Source organism: Psychrobium sp. MM17-31 (assembly GCF_022347785.1).
Classification (GTDB): domain Bacteria; phylum Pseudomonadota; class Gammaproteobacteria; order Enterobacterales; family Psychrobiaceae; genus Psychrobium.
Genome location: NZ_JAKRGA010000006.1, coordinates 37,396 through 58,073, shown reverse-complemented (window position 1 = coordinate 58,073; position 20,678 = coordinate 37,396). Strand labels below are relative to the sequence as shown.

The 20,678-nt window shown below is 44.0% G+C and carries 17 protein-coding genes; 7 read left to right on the top strand and 10 right to left on the bottom strand.

Annotated features, from left to right (window positions below; genetic code table 11):
- Positions 1 to 473: 473 nt before the first annotated feature.
- Complete coding sequence (locus tag MHM98_RS16730; protein ID WP_239440512.1) at positions 474 to 995, bottom strand: nuclear transport factor 2 family protein; 522 nt, start codon at positions 993 to 995, stop codon at positions 474 to 476.
- Between the two features lie 12 nt (positions 996 to 1,007).
- Positions 1,008 to 2,888, bottom strand: a complete 1,881-nt coding sequence (locus MHM98_RS16725; RefSeq protein ID WP_239440511.1) for an alkaline phosphatase D family protein — start codon at positions 2,886 to 2,888, stop codon at positions 1,008 to 1,010.
- Between the two features lie 180 nt (positions 2,889 to 3,068).
- Here MHM98_RS16725 and gmk point away from each other — a divergent pair, with 180 nt between their 5' ends.
- Genes gmk through MHM98_RS16705 form a run of 4 tightly spaced genes read left to right on the top strand, consistent with a single transcriptional unit; the run spans position 3,069 to position 6,560 of the window.
- Positions 3,069 to 3,695 (top strand): guanylate kinase, encoded by a 627-nt coding sequence (gene gmk, locus MHM98_RS16720; protein WP_239440510.1) that lies wholly within the window; start codon positions 3,069 to 3,071, stop codon positions 3,693 to 3,695.
- A gap of 56 nt (positions 3,696 to 3,751) precedes the next feature.
- Positions 3,752 to 4,033, top strand: coding sequence for a DNA-directed RNA polymerase subunit omega (rpoZ, locus tag MHM98_RS16715; RefSeq protein WP_239440509.1), 282 nt, complete (start codon positions 3,752 to 3,754; stop codon positions 4,031 to 4,033).
- Between the two features lie 34 nt (positions 4,034 to 4,067).
- Positions 4,068 to 6,158, top strand: coding sequence for a bifunctional GTP diphosphokinase/guanosine-3',5'-bis pyrophosphate 3'-pyrophosphohydrolase (gene spoT / locus MHM98_RS16710; protein WP_239440508.1), 2,091 nt, complete (start codon positions 4,068 to 4,070; stop codon positions 6,156 to 6,158).
- 18 nt (positions 6,159 to 6,176) lie between these two features.
- Positions 6,177 to 6,560, top strand: a complete 384-nt coding sequence (locus MHM98_RS16705) for a RidA family protein (protein ID WP_239440507.1) — start codon at positions 6,177 to 6,179, stop codon at positions 6,558 to 6,560.
- Positions 6,561 to 6,637: 77 nt separating this feature from the next.
- Here the strand turns inward: MHM98_RS16705 and MHM98_RS16700 are convergent, their stop codons facing one another.
- Both MHM98_RS16700 and MHM98_RS16695 read right to left on the bottom strand, forming a co-directional pair.
- Complete coding sequence (locus MHM98_RS16700; protein ID WP_239440506.1) at positions 6,638 to 8,974, bottom strand: endonuclease; 2,337 nt, start codon at positions 8,972 to 8,974, stop codon at positions 6,638 to 6,640.
- Between the two features lie 163 nt (positions 8,975 to 9,137).
- A complete protein-coding gene (locus tag MHM98_RS16695; protein WP_239440505.1) occupies positions 9,138 to 11,522 on the bottom strand; it encodes an endonuclease in 2,385 nt (794 codons plus the stop codon).
- A gap of 508 nt (positions 11,523 to 12,030) precedes the next feature.
- Here MHM98_RS16695 and recG point away from each other — a divergent pair.
- Positions 12,031 to 14,112: an ATP-dependent DNA helicase RecG gene (recG, locus tag MHM98_RS16690; protein ID WP_239440504.1), complete on the top strand. Its 2,082-nt coding sequence runs from the start codon at positions 12,031 to 12,033 to the stop codon at positions 14,110 to 14,112.
- Between the two features lie 13 nt (positions 14,113 to 14,125).
- Entirely contained in the window at positions 14,126 to 15,025 is a 900-nt protein-coding gene (locus MHM98_RS16685) for a DUF3014 domain-containing protein (protein ID WP_239440503.1), read from the top strand.
- 1 nt (position 15,026) lies between these two features.
- Here MHM98_RS16685 and MHM98_RS16680 read toward each other — a convergent pair whose 3' ends face one another.
- From MHM98_RS16680 to MHM98_RS16665, 4 genes are read right to left on the bottom strand one after another with little or no spacing between them, the layout of a single operon-like run.
- Positions 15,027 to 15,809, bottom strand: coding sequence for a bifunctional GNAT family N-acetyltransferase/hotdog fold thioesterase (locus MHM98_RS16680; RefSeq protein ID WP_239440502.1), 783 nt, complete (start codon positions 15,807 to 15,809; stop codon positions 15,027 to 15,029).
- A 4-nt stretch (positions 15,810 to 15,813) separates the two neighbouring features.
- Complete coding sequence (dtd, locus tag MHM98_RS16675) at positions 15,814 to 16,251, bottom strand: D-aminoacyl-tRNA deacylase (protein WP_239440501.1); 438 nt, start codon at positions 16,249 to 16,251, stop codon at positions 15,814 to 15,816.
- 16 nt (positions 16,252 to 16,267) lie between these two features.
- The gene (gene pip, locus MHM98_RS16670) at positions 16,268 to 17,233 is read right to left on the bottom strand and encodes a prolyl aminopeptidase (RefSeq protein WP_239440500.1); all 966 of its coding nucleotides are present in this window, start codon (positions 17,231 to 17,233) and stop codon (positions 16,268 to 16,270) included.
- Complete coding sequence (locus tag MHM98_RS16665; protein ID WP_343229220.1) at positions 17,199 to 18,119, bottom strand: virulence factor BrkB family protein; 921 nt, start codon at positions 18,117 to 18,119, stop codon at positions 17,199 to 17,201. The genes pip and MHM98_RS16665 overlap by 35 nt, the downstream gene beginning before the upstream one ends.
- 89 nt (positions 18,120 to 18,208) lie before the next feature.
- On the opposite strand from MHM98_RS16665, the gene MHM98_RS16660 reads away from it, so the two are divergent.
- Positions 18,209 to 18,847 (top strand): DUF2959 domain-containing protein, encoded by a 639-nt coding sequence (locus MHM98_RS16660; protein ID WP_239440499.1) that lies wholly within the window; start codon positions 18,209 to 18,211, stop codon positions 18,845 to 18,847.
- 560 nt (positions 18,848 to 19,407) lie between these two features.
- On the opposite strand, the gene MHM98_RS16655 is transcribed toward MHM98_RS16660, so the two are convergent.
- Together MHM98_RS16655 and MHM98_RS16650 are read right to left on the bottom strand one after the other, a co-directional pair.
- The gene (locus MHM98_RS16655) at positions 19,408 to 20,163 is read right to left on the bottom strand and encodes an SDR family oxidoreductase (protein WP_239440498.1); all 756 of its coding nucleotides are present in this window, start codon (positions 20,161 to 20,163) and stop codon (positions 19,408 to 19,410) included.
- A gap of 1 nt (position 20,164) precedes the next feature.
- Positions 20,165 to 20,650, bottom strand: a complete 486-nt coding sequence (locus tag MHM98_RS16650; protein WP_239440497.1) for a YaiI/YqxD family protein — start codon at positions 20,648 to 20,650, stop codon at positions 20,165 to 20,167.
- Between the last annotated feature and the right edge of the window lie 28 nt (positions 20,651 to 20,678).

Sequence of the window (20,678 nt, the reverse complement as noted above, 5' to 3'; positions counted from 1 at the left end):
CGTAATACCGAACAGTTAAAGATTATTATAGGTTGACAGCGCGGCCAGCTCCCGCCATTTAGCGTCTTAAATTAGAAATTGACCAATGCAAAAATCAGGGATGATTTTGATTCGTACATTCCATGTACTCACCTCTTCGAGGCCAGCTACAGCTGTTAAAGTTTGTTCCAGACAAACTTTTGAGTATTTGCCGTAGGCGACTGCATGGATGCAGGAGGTAGAGCAACGCAGGAGCAGTTGCCGAGATGCGGATCAAATACGGTATTGAATAGGCAATTTATCATTTAAGATCAAACGATAAATTTCGGGTCGCCTTTCTTTTGGTTACTTTTCTTTGGCGACGCAAAGAAAAGTAACTGGTGTGCTTTCACGAATTTTAAATAAGCAGATAGGCTTTATCAGCACACCAAATTATTCCCATTTATCAAAATTCTCGCTTAGCTGACAACAAAACTATTAGCAGAATAGTTAAGTTAGTTTTTAAACTTCGCCTTAATCCCCGCCTCAAAAGGCTTGTTAAGCTCAGTTACCTTATCGACAGTTTCATTAGGTGAGGTAACTGACAACACATAATGCTCTATTTTCCAGCCGTTATCTGTCATTCGAATCACGCCCGATCCGCGACAAATACCCAAATTAGGCGTATCTAACAGCTCGTCAAACCAAGCGATTTTTCCATCTTGTGAAAAGTAGATATTGCGATCGATGGCAGTAAAATCCCACGCCTTGCCGCGCTCAAAGTATTTCTTACTCCAATCGAAAAAGGCATCTTTGCGCCAGTTTTCCAAGGCATCGGTGCCAATAAAAATCGAGTTTTCGTTCATTACCCCAAAGTAACCATCAGCGTCAGCTTTCGCCGCAGCACGGTGCCATTGGTCCATAAACTGATTAATTTGCGTCGTCGCCACGTCAGGATTAGGTGTTGTTGACTGACAGCCAGTTAATGCACCAAGCATTAATACGCCAGCAACTGCCGATAAATATAGTTTCTTCATGGTGTTTCCTTATTAGGGTACTTGTTCTTCGTGTCCTTCGACAAATTCCGTCTTAGAGCCATCGTTATGTAAATCACATATTAATCGTGGTGAGCCATCGCTATTGAGCTCTAGATAACCAAGCCCGCTTTTAGCAATTAAACGACGCTGACCGCCACCAACCACATCGCGACCTTTAACGCGCATTGAGCGACGCTTAGTGAAAAAATTCAATGGAGAATATGAGCCATACAACCAACGATTGAGGTGGTCGAGGCAACCAATTAACGGCTCAGGGAACATATTTTTAATGCCACTTGAGGTTACTTGCCAGATCTTAGGCGAATGCTCTCTAAAGCGCAGTTCGATGTCATAAACAAAAGAGTAATGAACATCGCCAGAGAGGATCACAAAATGCTGTGGCGTTTTAGGGTGTTTAAAAATGTTAAGAATGGTACTCGCCGAGCCTGGATGCGCCATCCAATTCTCTGCATCAACCGCTAACGGTTTACCACACATAGTGGCAACACGTTGAATGGCTTCAATAACTTTGACCCCGAAAATCGGCGCCGGCGACACTAACACGATTGAGTCTTCACCAATCAGTTCTTGCTGCAGTTCGCACATTGCTTCCCAGTCCATTAAACCAGACGGGTGCGCCAAGTCTTGTTCGCTGCGCCAGCGGCGAGTGCGGCTGTCGAGTACCACAACCTTGGGAAAAGTGTCTAAGGTGAAATGCCAATGGGAATAATGGAGCACCAAATCAACAAATGAATCATGATTCTCTTTATTAGGTAGTTCATTGTAATTATTAGCAATTTCTAAAAATTCACTATTGAACTGTTTAGGATCATTACCCCAGCCCTGACACAACCAATAGCCCATCATCATATTGCCGATAATCTGCTTAGAAAACGGATTTTCGTAAGCAGCTTGCTCCCATAAAGCCGTCAAATTCCAATCATCGGTTACATCGTGATCATCAAAAATCATATAGGTGGGAATGTGCGCCAGCAGTCGTTGAACACGCGGCAAACCTTCGATAAAACCAGCGATGGCATAGCGCTCTGTTTTATGCATTTTTTCAAATGCACTCGGCACTTCGTAACCGCTTAATGATACTTTCTCCCACAGCGATGGCGACCACACCATTAAATACATCGCCATCACTTCAGCAAATGAAATCAAATGGTTGTGGGCATAAACTGAGGTGAAAATATCCTGTTTGGCATTTTTGTTATACCAAGGCGCGCCAAGTTGGGTAGTCGGCAGATAATCGTGGCGATAATAATATTGATCTTCAAGCTGATGCAGCTCATCGGCAGTGGCTAGCTCGCAGCCTTCAAAGGATTCGTCATTGAGTCCCAGTAAATCGATAACTTGATGGATGGCGTAAAGTGTTGGCGCTGCGACGTGATCGGCATAAATTTGATCACCACTCATCATTAAAAACGACGGCCTAGCTTCACTGTCATCTAAGGCTTTGCTGATTAACTCATCACCTGCCAACAAGCTATCATCACATGCCGCATGCGGGTTGCGACAAGAGCCGTGCAAAATATTGGTGGTTTGCGGCTGGATAATAAACGACGGACGTGACCTTCCTTCATACATCAAATGTGGAATAGACTGCGCAAGGCCTTCTGTGCCGCGCTCTGTTTCAAGCTGCAGATCATATTCAATATAGGTATCGATAGGTAAATCAATCTCGATGTCGAGTAAATGAATAACTGCTTTAGCACCGACGCGATATTCGCTCACGCTCTTTTGGTCAAGCACGATATCAAGTACCACTCGGTCATCAATATAACACTGGAACTGGCCGCGACACGGCTGTGGACTTACCCACCACAAAACCAGTTGTGTCGTTGATAAACGCCGCAAAATCGGCCCAGCGAGAATATTGTCTAGCACGTAAAAACCTTGTAACACCTCAAAATAATGCCTTGTTATCTCGCAAAAAATTAGCAATAGCAAGTAGCAATAGCACTGGCGCACAAAAATTATCGATAAGACACATTGCCAATGGGCATCAGCGATGAAATACGGTATATTTGTAACATTATTTTTATGGTTATTTCTTTGGAGACGTTCATGGCCGCACTAGGCACCCTTTACATTGTTTCTGCCCCAAGTGGTGCAGGTAAATCGAGCTTAATTTCGGCATTGATTCAAAAGAATACCAACAACGATCTCCAAGTGTCCGTGTCTCACACCACCCGTCAACCACGTCCGGGAGAAGAAAACGGTGTTCACTATCACTTTGTAGACGTTGAGCAATTTAAATCACTAATCGATGAAGGCGTGTTTTTTGAGTGGGCGCAAGTATTCGATAATTACTACGGTACTTCACGCACTGTTATTGAAGAGCAATTGGCCAACGGCATCGATGTATTCTTAGATATCGACTGGCAAGGTGCTCGCCAAGTGAAAGAACTAATGCCACAAGCGAAAGGCATTTTCATTATGCCGCCATCGCGCACCGAGCTAGAGCGCCGTCTTGTAGGTCGTGGTACCGACAGTGATGAAGTGATCGCTTCGCGTATGCAACAAGCGGTAAGCGAAATGTCGCATTACGACGAATACGATTATTTGATTATTAATGATGATTTCGAACAAGCATTAGTCGATTTTAGTGCTATTATCAATGGCAATCGTCTAGCTAGAGCACAACAATCACTAAAACACAGTGATATGTTAAAAGATCTATTGGCGCAGTAACTCAAATCGAGTATACTTTTGCGTCATTTTTTATACAGATAAATTTAGGAGTTTCCATGGCTCGCGTAACAGTTGAAGATGCTTTAGATCAAGTTGGCAACCGTTTTGATTTAATCCTAACAGCAGCACGTCGTGCTCGTCAGTTAGCAAACGGCGGCCAAGACGCTCTAGTAGACGAAGAAAACGATAAACCAACAGTAATTGCACTTCGTGAAATTGAAAAAGGTCTAGTGACCAACGAAACAATGGATGAGTGTGAGCGTGTGGTTCAACGCGAACAAGAAGCAGCAGAACTAGCTGCGGTAGCTGCCATTGCAGAAGGCCGTATCAGCGAGTAATACCGCTTCATCCTTTTCAACGTCGGGGTGAACATTGTATCTAATAGAAAACCTTGTTGAGGTGGCATCCAGCTACCTCGAACCTGCTCAAGTCGAGCAAATCATTGAAGCTTACAAAGTCGCGCACGCGGCACACGAAGGTCAATTTCGCTCATCGGGCGAACCTTATGTAACTCACCCCGTCGCTGTTTGCCAAATTTTGGCAGACATGCGTCTCGATCATGAAACCTTAATGGCAGCTCTGCTGCACGATGTCATCGAAGATACCGAAGTCACTCAAGAAGAGCTGGCGGCGCAATTTGGTGAAACCGTAGGCGAATTGGTTGAAGGCGTTTCAAAGCTCGACAAGCTCAAATTCCGCGATAAAAAAGAAGCGCAAGCAGAGAACTTCCGCAAGATGATGATGGCGATGGTTCAAGACCTACGCGTTATCTTAATCAAACTTGCTGATCGCACGCACAACATGCGCACCTTGGGTTCTTTACGCCCTGACAAACGTCGCCGCATCGCGCGTGAAACACTAGATATTTACGCGCCAATTGCCAATCGCCTTGGTATTCACAACATTAAGTACGAACTCGAAGAATTAGGCTTTAAAGGCCTTTATCCAAATCGCTTCCGCGTACTGAACGAAGTTGTGAAACACGCCAAAGGCAACCGCAAAGAAGTTCTTGAAAACGTTAAACAGGAAATTCTCGGCCGTTTAGAAGAAGCCAATATCGATGCGAAGATTGTCGGCCGTCAAAAGAATCTCTACTCCATCTACAACAAGATGCGCAGTAAGGAAATTCAGTTTGAAGACGTGATGGATATTTACGCCTTCCGTATTATCGTTGACGATATCGATACCTGTTACCGCAGTCTAGGCGCTATGCACACCTTGTTTAAGCCACGTCCTGGTCGCTTCAAAGATTACATCGCTCTACCCAAAGCCAATGGCTATCAATCGCTCCACACTTCTTTACTTGGTCCACACGGTATTCCAGTAGAGATTCAAATCCGTACCGATCACATGGATCAAATGGCGGATAAAGGTGTTGCAGCGCATTGGGTCTACAAAAACGATGATTCACAAGGTACCACCGCGCAAGTTCGCGCTCGTCGCTGGGTTCAAAGCCTACTTGAATTACAACAAAGCGCCGGTAACTCTTTCGAATTTATCGAAAACGTTAAAACCGATTTATTCCCTGACGAAATCTACGTATTCACGCCAGATGGCAACTTGTTAGAACTGCCTGCAGGTTCAACGCCAGTCGACTTTGCTTATGCCGTACACACCGATGTCGGTAATGCTTGTGTTGGTTCTCGCGTCAATCGCCAAGCCTACCCACTGAGTCAACCACTGACCAGTGGTCAAACCGTTGAAATCATTACTGCACCAGGTTCACAGCCCAATGCAGCATGGCTAAATTTCGTGGTAACAGCTCGTGCGCGTTCTAAAATCAGAAACGTGCTGAAGAACCGTCACACGCAAGAATCTATTCGCTTAGGTCGTCGTCTACTCAAACACGCGATGGGCGATATCGATTTAGACACCCTAGATCAAGAGCGCGTGGCGCAGGTTGTTAAAGACACCAACAACGAATCCTTCGATGAACTGCTATCAAATATCGGCTTAGGCAACGCAATGAGCTTTGCCATTGCCCACCAGCTCGCCGATGGGCTAATGGATGCCGATCAACAACGCGTTTCAATTAAAGGTGCGGACGGCATGCTTGTGTCATACGCCAAGTGTTGTCGACCGATTCCTGGTGATCCTGTAATTGCTCACTTAAGCCCAGGTAAAGGCTTAGTGATTCACATCGAATCTTGTGCCAATATTTCTGGTTTTGAGAAAGAAAAAGACAAATACGTCCACGTTGAATGGGATAACGATAGCGAAGAAGAATACGTAACACGCGTACGCATCGAGATGATTAACCACCAAGGTATTCTAGCAGCAGTAACTACCGCTATCTCCAAAGCTGGTGCTAACATCCACTCGATGAACACCGAAGAGAAAGAAGGCAAGATTTACATGATTGACGCGACTATCAGCGTTAACGATCGCATCCATCTCGCCAACGTATTCCGCCGAGTGCGCGTATTAACCGACGTAATCAAAGTACAACGTATCAAACACTAACTTTTAGAGAGAACAAAAATGGCAAATAAAGAAATCATTGCAACAGACAACGCGCCAGCGGCAATCGGTACCTACAGCCAAGCGGTAAAAGTTGACAATACAGTATACCTATCTGGCCAGATCCCATTAGTACCATCGACAATGGAAATGGTTAGCGAAGATTTTGAAGCCCAAGTTGTTCAGGTATTTGACAACCTAACTGCTGTAACCAAAGCAGCCGGCGGCAGCATGAATGACATCGTAAAGTTAAACATCTTTATGACAGACCTAAGCAACTTCGCGACTGTTAATGATGTAATGTCTCGCTACTTCGAGCAACCTTATCCAGCACGTGCGGCCATTGAAGTGAGCGCACTGCCAAAAGGCAGCCAAGTAGAAATGGACGGTGTAATGGTTCTATAAACCATTTTCCAACCCCATTAAAAAAGCCCAAATAACAATGTTATTTGGGCTTTTTGTTTATCTAGGTATTTTGATAATTATGCAAGTTTACGTTTTCTAACAAATACCATTGCAGCTAGTGCTAATACAAACGCACCAATACCACCACTGCTGGTGTTGCGGTTCGCAGATACGATGACATCTACATTACCAGTCGCGCTAGTAGTACCATCACTTGCTGTTAGGCTAAAGCTTAACTTTGCGTCACCTTTAACATTTGGTGCAGTAAAAGTTAGTTCATTAGTTGTTGCATTAAACTCCACATCATAACCACCTGTTTGAGCCCATAGATAAGTAACTTCATCACCTTCTGCGTCTGTAACTGGCAAAGTTATAGTAACTGACTCGCCTTCATCAACTAGCACTGTTTCAATAGTACCAATTACTGGAGGAAGATTCGGCGCATCACCACAGGCTGGGCCGAAAATTTCTTGAACCCACTCAGGACGGTCAATAAATGGATTACGGTTACCTTGAAACTCGTATACTACATTATTACGATTTTTCTCAAAATCACTCACAGGATCTTCTTGATGCCACTTGTAAAGTGTACAAAGGTTACCAAACTCTGGCTCACCGCTCTCAGTTACTTCGTCCTTAACCAATACTAGATTTGGCGTATTGTCAGAAGCAGCGCCTTCATAGCGCACATCCATGTAGAACATCATACGAGCAACGTCACCTTTCACCTCATCACGTGGTTCGAATGAATCATTATCTTTCTTATTTTCAGGCGCTTCAGTTAAAGCTTCACCACCTTCATTAAAATCAAGATTGCTACGTTCAGAATTAATTGATGCATCTGCTGGACGAAGGTGATGGGCATCGGTATAAGCCCATTGGTCTTGATCAGGGAAGCCATGGCTCTTAGACCATACATGTTCGCGATTCCAGTTATCACCGCCATTACCCGCTAAACCAGCATTCAGCCCTTTACCAATAGAGGTGCCTTTGTATATTAAAACAACCTTTGTATCGTCTGTTGGATCTTCATCTGAATGTGTAACAACAGTCCAAACTTCACTGTAAGTTAATTGCTTATGATCTTTACTAATATCTTTATTAATAGCAGCACGTAAAGCAGCACCTTCAGCTACCAAAGCATTAGCGTAGTACTTATTCTCATCATACTCTTCTTGCTTGGCTACAGTCGTCAATTCAGGGCAGTTACTACAAACACCGCTTGCAGCCTCGCTATCAACAAGCTCCACATCTGTACATTCTCCTTCACCAATGCAACCTAAGCCATTACTGGTGTCTTTGGCTAACACAACCCATTCATTCACACCTGTCCCAGGGTATTCGTCAGCAGGAGCTTTATCACCAGCCACTACACTGTCTTTACGACGCAGAGTCTTATCTTTTGTATTAAAGTCACCGCTTTCCCAAGAAGAACCTGGATCTGTACCTAATTGACCGAAACTATCGACTATTTTATCGTTTAGCGTCAGTAGCAGGGCATCATCACCATTAAACCACGTCACATTAGACTCTGCGCCTTTAAGGATTTTGAATTCATCTGCTGCGCCAGAATTATAAAGAACAAAGACTTCCTTTGGCCCTAATGAGCCTGACATTTCATAAGTAGAGGTTGGATCGTTAAACTCTTTACCATTCGAGTGAAGTGATACCTTGTATCCTGTTAAATCAACCGCTGCGTCAGAAGTGTTAGCAATCTCAATCGCTTTATTGTTACTTCCACCTTCTACATACTCAGAGAAAATTAAAGGTGATTCAACACTCTCTAGCGTTGGTGTAGGTGTTGGCTCCGGTGTTGGTGTCGGTGTACTTCCAGCACAAGCTGCAACGCCATCACAACCGATGCCGTCTGAAGTATCTTGATCAAACACTTGCCACTCTGGTGTATCTCCTGGAAATGCATCATCAACTACAGTATCACCAGAAGTAACACTTTCTAGGCGTCGCAGTGTCTTATTCGAAGTAGCAAAACCATTTGGGCCATCCCACGATGAACCAGGATCTGTCCCTACCTGACCAAAACTATCAACAACTGCACCATTTAAGGTTAGCGTTAATGCATCATCACCATTAAAAAAAGTAACGGTTGATTCAATTCCTTGAGGAGCAGGCTTTTTGAATGCATCTGTTGCATTCGCATTGTATATAACAATGCTCTTTCCTGCTTCCAAAGTACCTGTTAATGCTTGAGGGTTCGAAGCTTCTGTTTTTCCATTAGAATGAAGATTTAAAACGTATCCCGTTAAATCTATAGTTGCAGAACCACGGTTAGTTAATTCTACGGCTTTATTGCTGCTTCCACCTTCGACATATTCGGTAATAATCAGATTAGCATTTGCTACTCCAGTCATTCCTAATGCGAAAGCTAATGAGCTAAGTTGTAGCTTATTTTTCATTTTCATCATTGTTTTCCATGATTTAATGCGCATCTAGCGCTTATAACGAAGTTAAAACTCGAATATTGAATACAATCTCAACTCGAGTTTTGACTCCAAGAATCGTGCTATAAAGCAATAAAGCCCAATTACCTAAATAATTGGGCTTGAGTAAATTTAGTGATTAAAACCAGAATTTAGAGAACAGAGATTGCAACCAAGCGAAGTAAGCTAGAATACGCTTGATGTAAGCGATTGCCGCTGCAACTGCTGGATGAATAGGTGCTGGTTTTGCTTCAACAGCAACAGATACGCCACTCTCAACTGAGAACTCACCGTCAGATACGACTAGCGTGAAGGCTACTATTGTATCTTCATCAATTTCTGGCGCTGTGAAGCTTAATGTTGCACTTGTAGCGTCAAACTCAACAGCAGGACCCGCTGTTTGTGTCCATAGGTAAGTTAGCTCGTCACCTTCAGCGTCAACAGCTGTTGCAGTAACAGATACTGAATCACCTTCAGTTACAGCGTCAACCGTAGGAATTTCAACCGTAGGAGCAGTGTTTATGATAGGTGCATCACCACAAGCAGCGCCGAAGATTTGTTGTACCCACTCAGGGCGATCGATGAACGGATTACGGTTACCTTGGAACTCGTATACCACGTCGTTTCGGTTACGCTCCCAGTCACTTACTGGATCAGCTTGATGCCAAGCGTAAAGCGTACACAGTTTACCTAGTTCTGGCGTACCGTTTTCAGTGCCAGTGCGATCAACAAGAACAAGATCTGGTGTCTTATCTTCTGCGGCACCTTCATAGCGCACGTCCATGTAGAACAGCATACGTGCTACATCACCTTTCATTTGATCGCGTGGCTCAAATGAATCGCTATCTTTAGCATTTTCAGGTGCTTCAGTAATTGGCGTACCGCCGTTATCGAAATCAAGATTACTGCGCTCAGAGTTTACAGAAGCGTCAGCTGGACGTAGATGATGTGCATCTGTGTAAGCGTATTGACCTTGATCTGGGAAGCCATGGCTCTTCGCCCAAACGTGCTCACGGTTCCAAGCGTCGCCGCTGTTACCGATCTTACCTGCGTTTAGACCTTTACCAATTGAACGACCAGTGTAAATTTCAATAACTTTACCAGCATCAGTTGGATCTTCGTCAGAATGAGTAACAACAGTCCACACTTCGCTGTAAGTTAGTTTCTTCTGATCTTTACTGATGTCTTTGTTAATTGCACCACGTAGCTCTTCATCAGAAGCAACAAGCGCGTTAGCGTAGTAAACGTTCTCATCATAAGTATTGCGATCAGCAACTTTGGCTACTGTAGGACAGTTAGTACACTCGTCGTCATTTGGTAATTCTTCTGGTACACGCTCAACGTCAGGACATACCAAATCACCAATACAGCCTAAGCCGTCGCTAGTGTCTTTAGCTAAAACGATCCACTCGCTAGCGCCAGCACCTGGGTATGCATCGCCAACCACTTTGTCACCAGCAGTTACGCTGTTTTTACGACGTAGTGTCTTGTCTTTAGAGTTAAAGTCACCGCTTGACCATGATGTACCAGGGTCTGTACCTAGTTGACCAAAGCTATCAACTACAGCGCCATTTAATAATAGTAATAACGCATCATCACCGTTAAATGCAGTAACGTTTGACTCGATACCATCAGCAATCTTAAATGCGTTTTCTGCACCTTTGTTATAAATAACTAAAGTACCTTTGGCTGTTAATGAACCTGATAGATCTAATGTGTACTTAGCATCTGTCGCACCATTAGAGTACATAGCTACAGAATAGCCAGTCAGATCTAATGCGCTATCGCTAGTGTTACCAATTTCGATTGCTTTATTAAAACTGCCGCCTTCGATGTATTCAGAGAAAACTAATGGTGACTCAGCCGTTGGCAACTCAACTGGCGGTGTTGGCTCTACCGGATCAACAGGGTCAACTGGTGGTGTAACGCTACCATCACAAGCTTCAATGCCGTCACAACCTAAACCATCTGCAGTATCTTTATCAAATACTTGCCATTGAGGTGCATCACCAGGGAAGGCATCATAGGTAATAACGTCGCCTGTAGTGACGCTTTCAAGACGGCGCAATGTTTTGTCTTTAGTTTCGAACCCATTTGCACCGCTCCAAGAAGAACCAGGATCCGTTCCAACTTGACCAAAGCTATCTACAACAACACCGTTTAGCGTCAGCGTTAATGCATCATCACCGTTGAAAAATGTAACTGAAGATTCAATACCTTGTGGTGCTGGTTTTTTAAATGAATCCGTTGCTCTGCTATTGTAAATTACAATGCTTGCGCCAGCGGCTAATTCACCAGTAAGTTCTTGAGGATTACGAGCGTCAGTACCGCCGTTTGAGTGAAGATTTAACACATAACCAGTTAAATCTAATGTTGTTGTGCCACGATTTGTTAATTCAACCGCTTTATTGTTACTACTACCTTCGATATATTCGGTGATAATCAGTTCTGCTTGTGCCGCAGTTGAAACACCTAGTGCCAAAGTCAAAGCACTTAGTTGTAACTTGCTAGTTAGTTTCATCATTGTTTTCCATGATTTTTAGTTTTCGCATATACGCGTGTGCAAAATTTGAAGCAATTGCTTGAGAGAAAAAGCAATAAATCGCAATACTTAAAAACATAAGCTGGCGATTCTTCAAATTTTCGGCATTAAACCCAACGAAAAAAGCATTGTCTACAGAGCAAAATATAAGAAAAAACAACTAAAATGAGGATTAAAAAGCTAAAGCATTGAATTAAATAATTTAAATGTAAAGAAAGGTTAAATATTACAATTTAGCAACATTCCCAATGCGTGACTTGCATCACACACGAAAATTAAGAAGTTAAAAAATAGTCGATTTTTCAAGGGCTAGTTCACAAAACAAAAAGTTGTCACATGTGACAACTAACGCCCACCTAATCATGTAAACAAAATGTTAATTATTATGATGGGAGATTTTTTCTGAAGAAATACTTTGTCACAGTTAGTACTTGCCAATAGATCCAGTGGAGTATATTGTCAAACGACATCACATTAATCACAGATTGCAATGTTACACCGCACCAGCATGCTAACTTCACCACTGACGGATCTTAAAGGCGTCGGTGACAAAATGGCCCAGCGTTTAGAAAAAATCGGCCTACGAACCATTGAAGATATGCTGTTTCACTTACCCAGCCGCTACGAAGACCGCACTCGCCTTTATTTCCTCAATCAGTTAGTGCCAGGCGATCATGTCAGCTTCATTGCCACAGTAGAACACAGCGAAATTACTGCGGGCCGCAGGCGAATGCTAATTTGCACCGTTAGCGATGATTTTGGTCGCGCGACACTAATATTTTTTAACTTTGCCGCTAGTCAGCGTAATGCATTACAACCCGGACGGCAGATCCGCTGTTTTGGTGAAATAAAACGTGGCAGCCGCGGCATAGAAATCATTCACCCCGAATATAAGTTCGTCGATGAATACAGTCAGATTGAAACCCAAGAATCACTGACTGCGATTTATCCAACTACTGACGGGGTAAAACAAATTACCATGCGCAATATTGCGCAGCAGGCAATGAGTTATTTGCAGCGTTATGAAATAACTGACTTGTTGCCACCAAATTTATACGCTGAGCAATCGACGCTTAAAGAAGCATTGCTTTATATTCACCAACCACCACCGGAAGCCGATGTAGAGCTATTGACCATGGGTCAACACCCAATGCAGCAGCGATTGGCACTTGAAGAGCTCATCGCCCACAATCTGTCGATGCTGCAAGCCAAACAACAAACACAGCAACTGAAATCGGTCATCATAAATCCAACTAATCCATTAGAAGAAAAGCTGTTAGCGGCATTACCCTTCTCGCCAACCAATGCGCAACAGCGAGTCATTGGTGAAATCAAACAGGATATGATATTAGAAAAACCCATGATGCGACTAGTGCAAGGTGATGTTAGTTCAGGTAAAACACTCGTTGCCGCACTTGCGTCTTTGGGACCACTATCTCAAGGCCATCAAGTCGTACTGATGGCGCCAACTGAGTTGCTGGCGGAGCAACACGCAATAAATTTCGAAAATTGGCTAGCACCACTGGGGCTCAAAGTCGGTTGGCTAGCGGGCAAACTCAAGGGCAAGAAGCGCGAACAAACCATGACTGAGATTGCCGACGGCACCATCAATATGATTGTGGGTACTCACGCAGTCTTTCAGCCAGATGTTCACTATCACAACTTAGCTTTGGTCATTATTGATGAACAACATCGCTTTGGTGTACAACAGCGATTAGCACTGCGTGAAAAAGGATTACACAATAATCGTTATCCACACCAACTTGTCATGACGGCAACGCCAATTCCGCGCACCTTAGCAATGACGGCTTATGCTGATCTCGACACCTCAATAATCGATGAGCTGCCACCAGGACGTACGCCAATAAAAACCGTTGCCATCGGTGACATCCGACGCGATGAGGTGATTGAGCGTGTTAAAAACGCTTGTCTCAATGGTCGCCAAAGTTACTGGGTGTGTACGCTAATCGATGAATCAGAAGTGCTGCAATGTCAGGCAGCTGAGCAAACTGCAACGGAACTAACTCAGTTATTAAAGGACTTAAAAGTAGGCTTAGTACACGGCCGAATGAGCGCGAAAGAAAAACAAAGTGTCATGGATGAGTTCAAGCAAGGTGACATTCATCTTCTGGTTGCTACAACTGTTATTGAAGTTGGCGTCGATGTTCCTAACGCCAGTTTAATGATTATTGAAAACCCTGAGCGACTTGGCTTGGCGCAACTGCACCAATTACGTGGTCGCGTCGGTCGTGGCAGCGTAGAAAGTCACTGTGTGTTGCTATACAAGACACCATTGTCGTTTACCGCTAATAAACGCTTGGGAGTGTTGCGAGAAACAAACGATGGCTTTGTTATCGCCCAAAAAGATTTAGAAATTCGAGGTCCCGGTGAAGTACTGGGCACCAAACAAACAGGATTGGCAGACTTAAAAATCGCAGATCTCGTGCGCGACCAACAACTGGTACCGCAAGTTGACTATCTAGCCAACCAACTATTAATACATTACCCACAATGGGTTGCGCCCATTGTTAAACGCTGGCTTGGCAACAAGAGTCACTTTAGCCAAGCCTAGTAAGGAATTTAGCATGCAAGAAAATCAAACAGCGACGCCAGCAAAAGCGCCCCTAAAAATTTACGCCATTGGCGCAGCCGTTTTAGTATCTGCGGTGGTAGGCGTAATTCTTCTTAACGACAAAGCGCCACAACCAACACCAACCCCTGTTGAGGTCGTCACAGAACAAACACCTGCTCCCGTCGTTGAGCCAGAGCCAGTGGTCGAAACGCCTGTTGTTGAGCCTGTAGTCGACACAGTTGTCGAAGAGAAGCCAATCGTTGTCGCTGAAACCGAGCAACCAGCACCAATAGCAGCGCCAGAGCCTAAACCAGAGCCACTCCCATCACTCGACGATTCCGATACGCTAGTAATGGACAAAGCCAAATCACTGTCATGGCTACCGACGGCGACAAGCTATCTCAACAACAAAGATCTAGTCAGAAACTTTGTTACCTTTGTTGATAATGCCTCGCGTGGTGATTTAGCCGCAAAATTTAGCCCAATTATCTCTCCAAGCGATAAGTTTACCGTTAATGAAATAGAGCGTGAGATGTACATCACCCCCGAAAGTTACGAGCGCTACAACCCGTACGTCGATGTTATAAACTCCCTCAATGTCGATTTAGCTATCTCAGCACTAACTACGTTGATGCCACTAGTTGACGAGGCTTATATGGAATTGGGTTACGATAAGGGAGCCTTTATTGGCACATTAAATCAAGCACTTGAGGAAATGCTACAAGCACCAGTGATTAGAAATCCAATTAAGGTTGTTGCGCCATCGGCAATGTATAAATACGCCGACCCGCAATTAGAAGGACTATCAGATATTCAAAAATTAATGCTGCGCATGGGCCCAGACAACATCACCAAACTGCGCCCTAAGTTACAGCAAATCCAAGGCGCTTTAGCGCAGCTAGAACAGCAATAATCTAGCTCTTCGGCAAAATCACATAGCGTCCAATAAATTGGGCGCTAACGTCATCACTTTCCCCTTGATGCATAATCACCGTCAGCTCGACCCGATATTTATCACCATCATTTATAACCATAAAATCTGACAACGGCAGTGACGCATTAACAACCCCACGCGGCGATTCTGTGATTGGCTTACGATATTTAATATCACCAGACGCCAACACAATCGAGCCATTAATGCCCGCCTGTTGCGCTCGAAGATGAATCAGCCCCCAGCCGGTTAGTACCGCTTGCGAGTAAATAGCACCAGCAAACATACTTTGATGGACATTAATGCTCTTTTCCATATCGGCCGAGGTTTCTACCCGCGTCGAACTGCTGTGAGTAATAGTTAATCCCAAAAACTCAGTGACGGGAATGCCCTGATGCCAAGTTTCAACTAACCCCTGCGCTGCTGCAGGCAGCAGTTTACAATATTGATTATCGGCAATATTTTCAAAACCAAGTGTTTGCCAAAAAGCAAAATCACCATGGCTGGTTAAGCGCTCAACGCGTTGTGATTTTGCCGATTCAATTAAGCGGCTGACGATAGTTTTGCCTATGCCTTGCTTACGGTATTCGGGAGCCACCACCACATCGACGTGCGCATCTGCGCCATCGTCTTTTAACAGTCCAGCACCGAGAATTACATCACCATCAAAAGCGACTAAATAATCTTGTTGACGTAATTCATAGTTAGCCATGAACTGACACAAACGCAAGTTATCACATGGCAGTAGTTCCCAAGTAATATTCATAACATCAAACTCTTAATGAAAATGTAACTGGGCCATCGTTAACCAAAGACACCTGCATGTCTGCGCCAAATTCACCAGTTTGAGTATCAAAATCCATTGTTTTACTTTGCGCAACAAAATACTCATACAGCTTTTGTGCATCACTTGGTGTCGCAGCGACTGAAAACCCCGGACGCAGCCCTTTACTAGTATCCGCGGCTAACGTAAATTGAGACACCACCAGCAACTCACCGTTAATGTCTTTTAAACTGAGATTCATCTTGTCATCGTCATCGTTAAACACGCGATAACTAACGACCTTTTTTAATAATTTATCGGCCAACGCAGGAGTATCATCTTTCTCTACGCCTAACAGCACCAATAACCCTTGATTGATTTGACCAACCGTCTGGTTATCTACTTCAACCTTTGCATTTTTTACTCGTTGAATTAACGCAATCACTTCTTTTTTCCTAACTCTAATTCTTACTATTTAACCAATTCGCCATGGTATTGGTACCCTGCACTAGCGCATCAATAATACCAATTTCACTACTCGAATGTCCTGCGCCCGGCACGATTTGCAACTGACAATTAGGCCAATGCTGAGCGATTAATTGAGATCCTTCTAATTTACACACCATGTCGTAGCGACCATGCACCAAAATACCGTTGATATGTTTAATTTTATCAAGATTATCAATAATATGATTATCGGGCATAAAACAATGCTCGCGATAAAAGTAACTCTCGATCCGCGCCAGTGCTAATGATTTTTTACCCAAACCAAAGCGCTCGTGAGCCACCTTAGGCGGTAAAAGGTGTGACAAACTGCCCTTCCATACCGACCACTGTTGCGCCGCCGCCAATTGCTCAAACTCACTGCCATTGGCAAAGACATCACAATAGGCCATTACGGGATCGGCAGTTTGCTGCTCGGTTAATCGCTGGCAAAAATCGGCGTAATGGTCTGGAAAAATCTGCGCCGCCCCGCCGTTGGGCGCAAAACGCCACGCTAAATCTTGTCGCCGCCCCAGAAATGGGCTGCGTAAAATAAAGCCCAGCACTCGCTCTGGATACCTAAAACCGTAACGCAACCCCAACTGCGCCCCCCATGAGCCACCACTCACCAGCCATTGGTCGATATCGAGCAACTGCCTAATCGCCTCGATATCTTCAATCAGTGCTTGGGCATTATTGTCACGAAGCTCGCCATACGGCGTCGAATGACCACAACCGCGCTGATCAAAGGTCACCATGTGATAGTGTTTAGGATCGAAAAACTGCGTTAAACGAGGACTGCGAGCGCCGCCAGGGCCACCGTGAAGAATAACCACAGGAATACCATTGGGATTGCCATATTGCCCAATACTCAAGGTGTGAATAGAACTGACCGATAAAAATTGCTCTTTAAAGGGTTTTATCTCCGGAAACAACGGATTCATCTGTTAACTCCTCGGTTGTAGACTGGCTTTCATTAGCCTCTTTTGGGGCATAAAATTCAGGTAAACCAGCGGTAATTTCGGCGCCAATTAACACCACTATCCACGACAAATAGACCCAAACAAATAGAATCGGAATCGCCGCTAACGCGCCATAAATTGCTTGATAAGATGGGAAGTTACTAATGTATAAAGCGAAACCTTTCTTGGTGAGTTCGAATAACAAGGCAGCGATAATCGCACCCACTAATGCATCTCGCACTTTTACGCGCACATTTGGTACCAATAAATACATCATCAAGAAAGCCAAGACTGAGAAAAACAGCGGTAACCAACGTAAGAAAAATTCCATTGCCCCGCTAAATACGCCATCTTGCAATCCGCCTAATGAAATTGCATAAGAGGTAATAGCAATGCTGGCCCCCACAAATAGCGGCCCTAAAGTAATGACCATCCAATAAATTGAAAAAGAAATAATTAATGGACGCTTCTTGGGGCTTTTCCAAATCTGATTAAGGACTTTATCAATATTGGAAATCAGCATTAACGCAAAGACGACTAACGCACCAATACCAATGGCACCACCTTTTGAGGCATTATCAACAAACTCACCGATGGTGGTTTGAACGACATCGCCAGCAGCGGGAATAAAGTTGCCATAGACATAGTTTTCGATTTGCGTACGCATCGATTTAAACACAGGAAATGCCGATAAAACCGAAAAGATCACCGTTACCAGTGGTACAATCGATAGCAGTGATACATAAGCAAGGTAGCCAGCTACGATCCGCAATCGATTTTGTTTCGCACGATGAAATACGTGCATCACTAACGGCGGAATTGTCGCAATAATGGATTTAATATTGTCCACTGAAAATCTATTGTTCACTTGGCAGGCCTTTGCATTAAGAGTATTAGATATAATAACCAAACTACTTGAAATTGCACGAATTCAAGTCAATTGATAAGGATAAAACCATGAAAAGAAGCTTTTTATTTGCACTGGCTCTCGTCGGTTTAGTGGGCTGTCAAAGCGCCTATTACGGCGCGATGGAAAAAGTAGGAATCCACAAACGCGACATACTAGTCGACCGCGTTGAGGAAACTCGCGATGCGCAAAATGAAGCGCAGCAACAATTTAACTCGGCACTCGAAGAGTTGTCCGCACTGATCAACTTCGATGGCGGCGAATTAGAAACCATTTACAACAACCTCAATGATCAATACCAATCAAGCACAGAAGCCAAGGCCTTGGTATCAAAGCGTATCGACAGTGTCGAATCTGTTGCACAGGCGCTATTTGATGAATGGGAAGATGAGATTGACCAATACACCAGTGCCACGTTTAAGCGTAACAGCACCAAACAACTCAATGACACTAAGCGTCTTTACGCCCGAATGCTGCGCAGTATGCATCAGTCAGAAAAGAAAATGGATCCTGTTTTAGCAGCGTTGAACGACAATGTGCTCTACTTAAAACACAATCTAAACGCCAACGCTGTTAACGCAATAGAAGTTGAATTTAAGCAACTAAAACAAGAGATTGCCGTTTTGATAAAGGAAGTAAATCAGTCTATTGCTGAGTCTAATAAGTTTATTGAGACGCTATCTAAATAATAATCTCATACACAACTGAGATTTGGTGATAATTATAATTTTGATGAATATAGAGGGCATATTCGCGTCTTAATATTATTACCTTAAATTTAGTAGAAATACTGCAGCGCGGATCTCTCCCGTTATTTGTCGCCTTAAATTAGAAATTGGCCAATGCAAAAATCAGGGACGATTTTTGAGTATTTGCCGCAGGGATGCGGATCAAATACGGTATTGAATAGACAATTTATCATTTAAGATTAAGCGATAAATCGCGGGTCGCCTTTCTTTTGGTTACTTTTCTTTGTAAGTCTCGTCCTGAGACTTATCGCTTTGCGACCTGCTAGCGCAGTCTTAGAATATTCCAGATATTCTAGTGGCGACGCACAAATTTGTTTGGAACAAATTTGAATAGCCGCAGGCTACCCATCGGGTGAAATACATGGAAGTATTTCATTTAAGAAAAGTAACTGGTGTGCTATCGCTTAATTTGAATAAACAGCTAAACTCAATTAGCACACCAAATCGGCCCGAAGAGCTAAATAGTGCACAACCTGTAAATACTCTTATTGACCATCTATTTATCGCCCACCAGCTAAGTCGATAAAGGTGCCTGTGGCGTAAGAAGCTTCATCAGACAACAACCAAGCGATAGCATTGGCTACTTCTAGTGGCTTGCCGCCGCGTTGCATTGGAATTAACGGCGCTAACCTATCGACTCGTCCAGCTTCGCCGCCATCGGCATGCATTTGGGTATAAATACAACCCGGTCGCACACTGTTCACTCGAATGCCTTCTGCTGCAACTTCCAACGACAGACCTTTGGTCATGCTGTCCATTGCACCTTTAGAGGCAGCATAATCGACATACTCGTTTGGCGCCCCAGTATAAGAGGCTGCCGAGCTAACATTAACAATAGCGCCACCTTGGCCACCTAAGGCCGTCGACATGCGCTTAACGGCTTCACGAGCACAAATAAAACTACCAGTCACATTGGTTTTTAAAATTTGATCTATGCGCTCAGCAGTCAAATCTTGCAAGCGACATTGTTGCCGTAAAATACCTGCATTGTTTACCAACGCTGTTATGGTTCCTAATTCGCGATCTATAAATTCAAATAGCTCGACTACCTGCGACTCAACAGCAATATCAGCTTGTTTAATCACGACTTTTTCGGTTACTTGTAACAACTCTTGTTGTAACTCTGTTGCAGCGTCATGATTACCGCGATAGTTAATACAAAGATAATATCCTTGAGCAGCTAACGCGCGCGCTGTCGCTGCGCCAATACCACGACTGCCACCAGTGATTAGCGCTATTTTAGGCTGTGACTGCATCTTATGAATTCCCTTTGCTGGATTGTGCCTTGCGAATACTCGCTTGTGCTTTGCAGATAATAGTATCTAGATGATTGGCGAAGTTTTGGCGATCAGCCTGACTCAACGGCGCTTGGCCGCCGGTTTGTACGCCACTGGCACGCATAGTGTCCATAAAATCTCGAATGTTGAGTCGCGCTTTAATATTACTCTTGGTAAACAGCTCGCCACGAGGGCTTAACGCCTTAGCGCCCTTGGTGATGACTTCATCGGCGAGCGGAATATCACTAGTGATCACCAAATCGTTAGCCTCAACCTTTTTCACAATCTCATCATCGGCAACATCAAAGCCACTAACGACGGTTTGCGTTTTTATATAAGGAGATGGCGGCGTCGATAAGGCATGATTGGCCACCAAGGTCATAGGAATTTGCGCGCGATGTGCGGCGCGATAGAGGATTTCTTTAATAACGACAGGACAGGCGTCGGCGTCCACCCAAATATTCATAGCGCAAATAGACTCAAAATTAAAACTG

Coding starts and splice junctions, on each gene's coding strand:
- rpoZ (WP_239440509.1), top strand. CDS start 3,752: ATGGCTCGCGTAACAGTTGAAGATGCTTTAGATCAAGTTGGCAACCGT.
- MHM98_RS16705 (WP_239440507.1), top strand. CDS start 6,177: ATGGCAAATAAAGAAATCATTGCAACAGACAACGCGCCAGCGGCAATC.
- MHM98_RS16655 (WP_239440498.1), bottom strand. CDS start 20,163: ATGCAGTCACAGCCTAAAATAGCGCTAATCACTGGTGGCAGTCGTGGT.
- gmk (WP_239440510.1), top strand. CDS start 3,069: ATGGCCGCACTAGGCACCCTTTACATTGTTTCTGCCCCAAGTGGTGCA.
- MHM98_RS16650 (WP_239440497.1), bottom strand. CDS start 20,650: ATGAATATTTGGGTGGACGCCGACGCCTGTCCTGTCGTTATTAAAGAA.
- recG (WP_239440504.1), top strand. CDS start 12,031: ATGTTACACCGCACCAGCATGCTAACTTCACCACTGACGGATCTTAAA.
- MHM98_RS16700 (WP_239440506.1), bottom strand. CDS start 8,974: ATGAAAAATAAGCTACAACTTAGCTCATTAGCTTTCGCATTAGGAATG.
- MHM98_RS16730 (WP_239440512.1), bottom strand. CDS start 995: ATGAAGAAACTATATTTATCGGCAGTTGCTGGCGTATTAATGCTTGGT.
- MHM98_RS16695 (WP_239440505.1), bottom strand. CDS start 11,522: ATGATGAAACTAACTAGCAAGTTACAACTAAGTGCTTTGACTTTGGCA.
- MHM98_RS16680 (WP_239440502.1), bottom strand. CDS start 15,809: ATGAATATTACTTGGGAACTACTGCCATGTGATAACTTGCGTTTGTGT.
- MHM98_RS16685 (WP_239440503.1), top strand. CDS start 14,126: ATGCAAGAAAATCAAACAGCGACGCCAGCAAAAGCGCCCCTAAAAATT.
- pip (WP_239440500.1), bottom strand. CDS start 17,233: ATGAATCCGTTGTTTCCGGAGATAAAACCCTTTAAAGAGCAATTTTTA.
- MHM98_RS16660 (WP_239440499.1), top strand. CDS start 18,209: ATGAAAAGAAGCTTTTTATTTGCACTGGCTCTCGTCGGTTTAGTGGGC.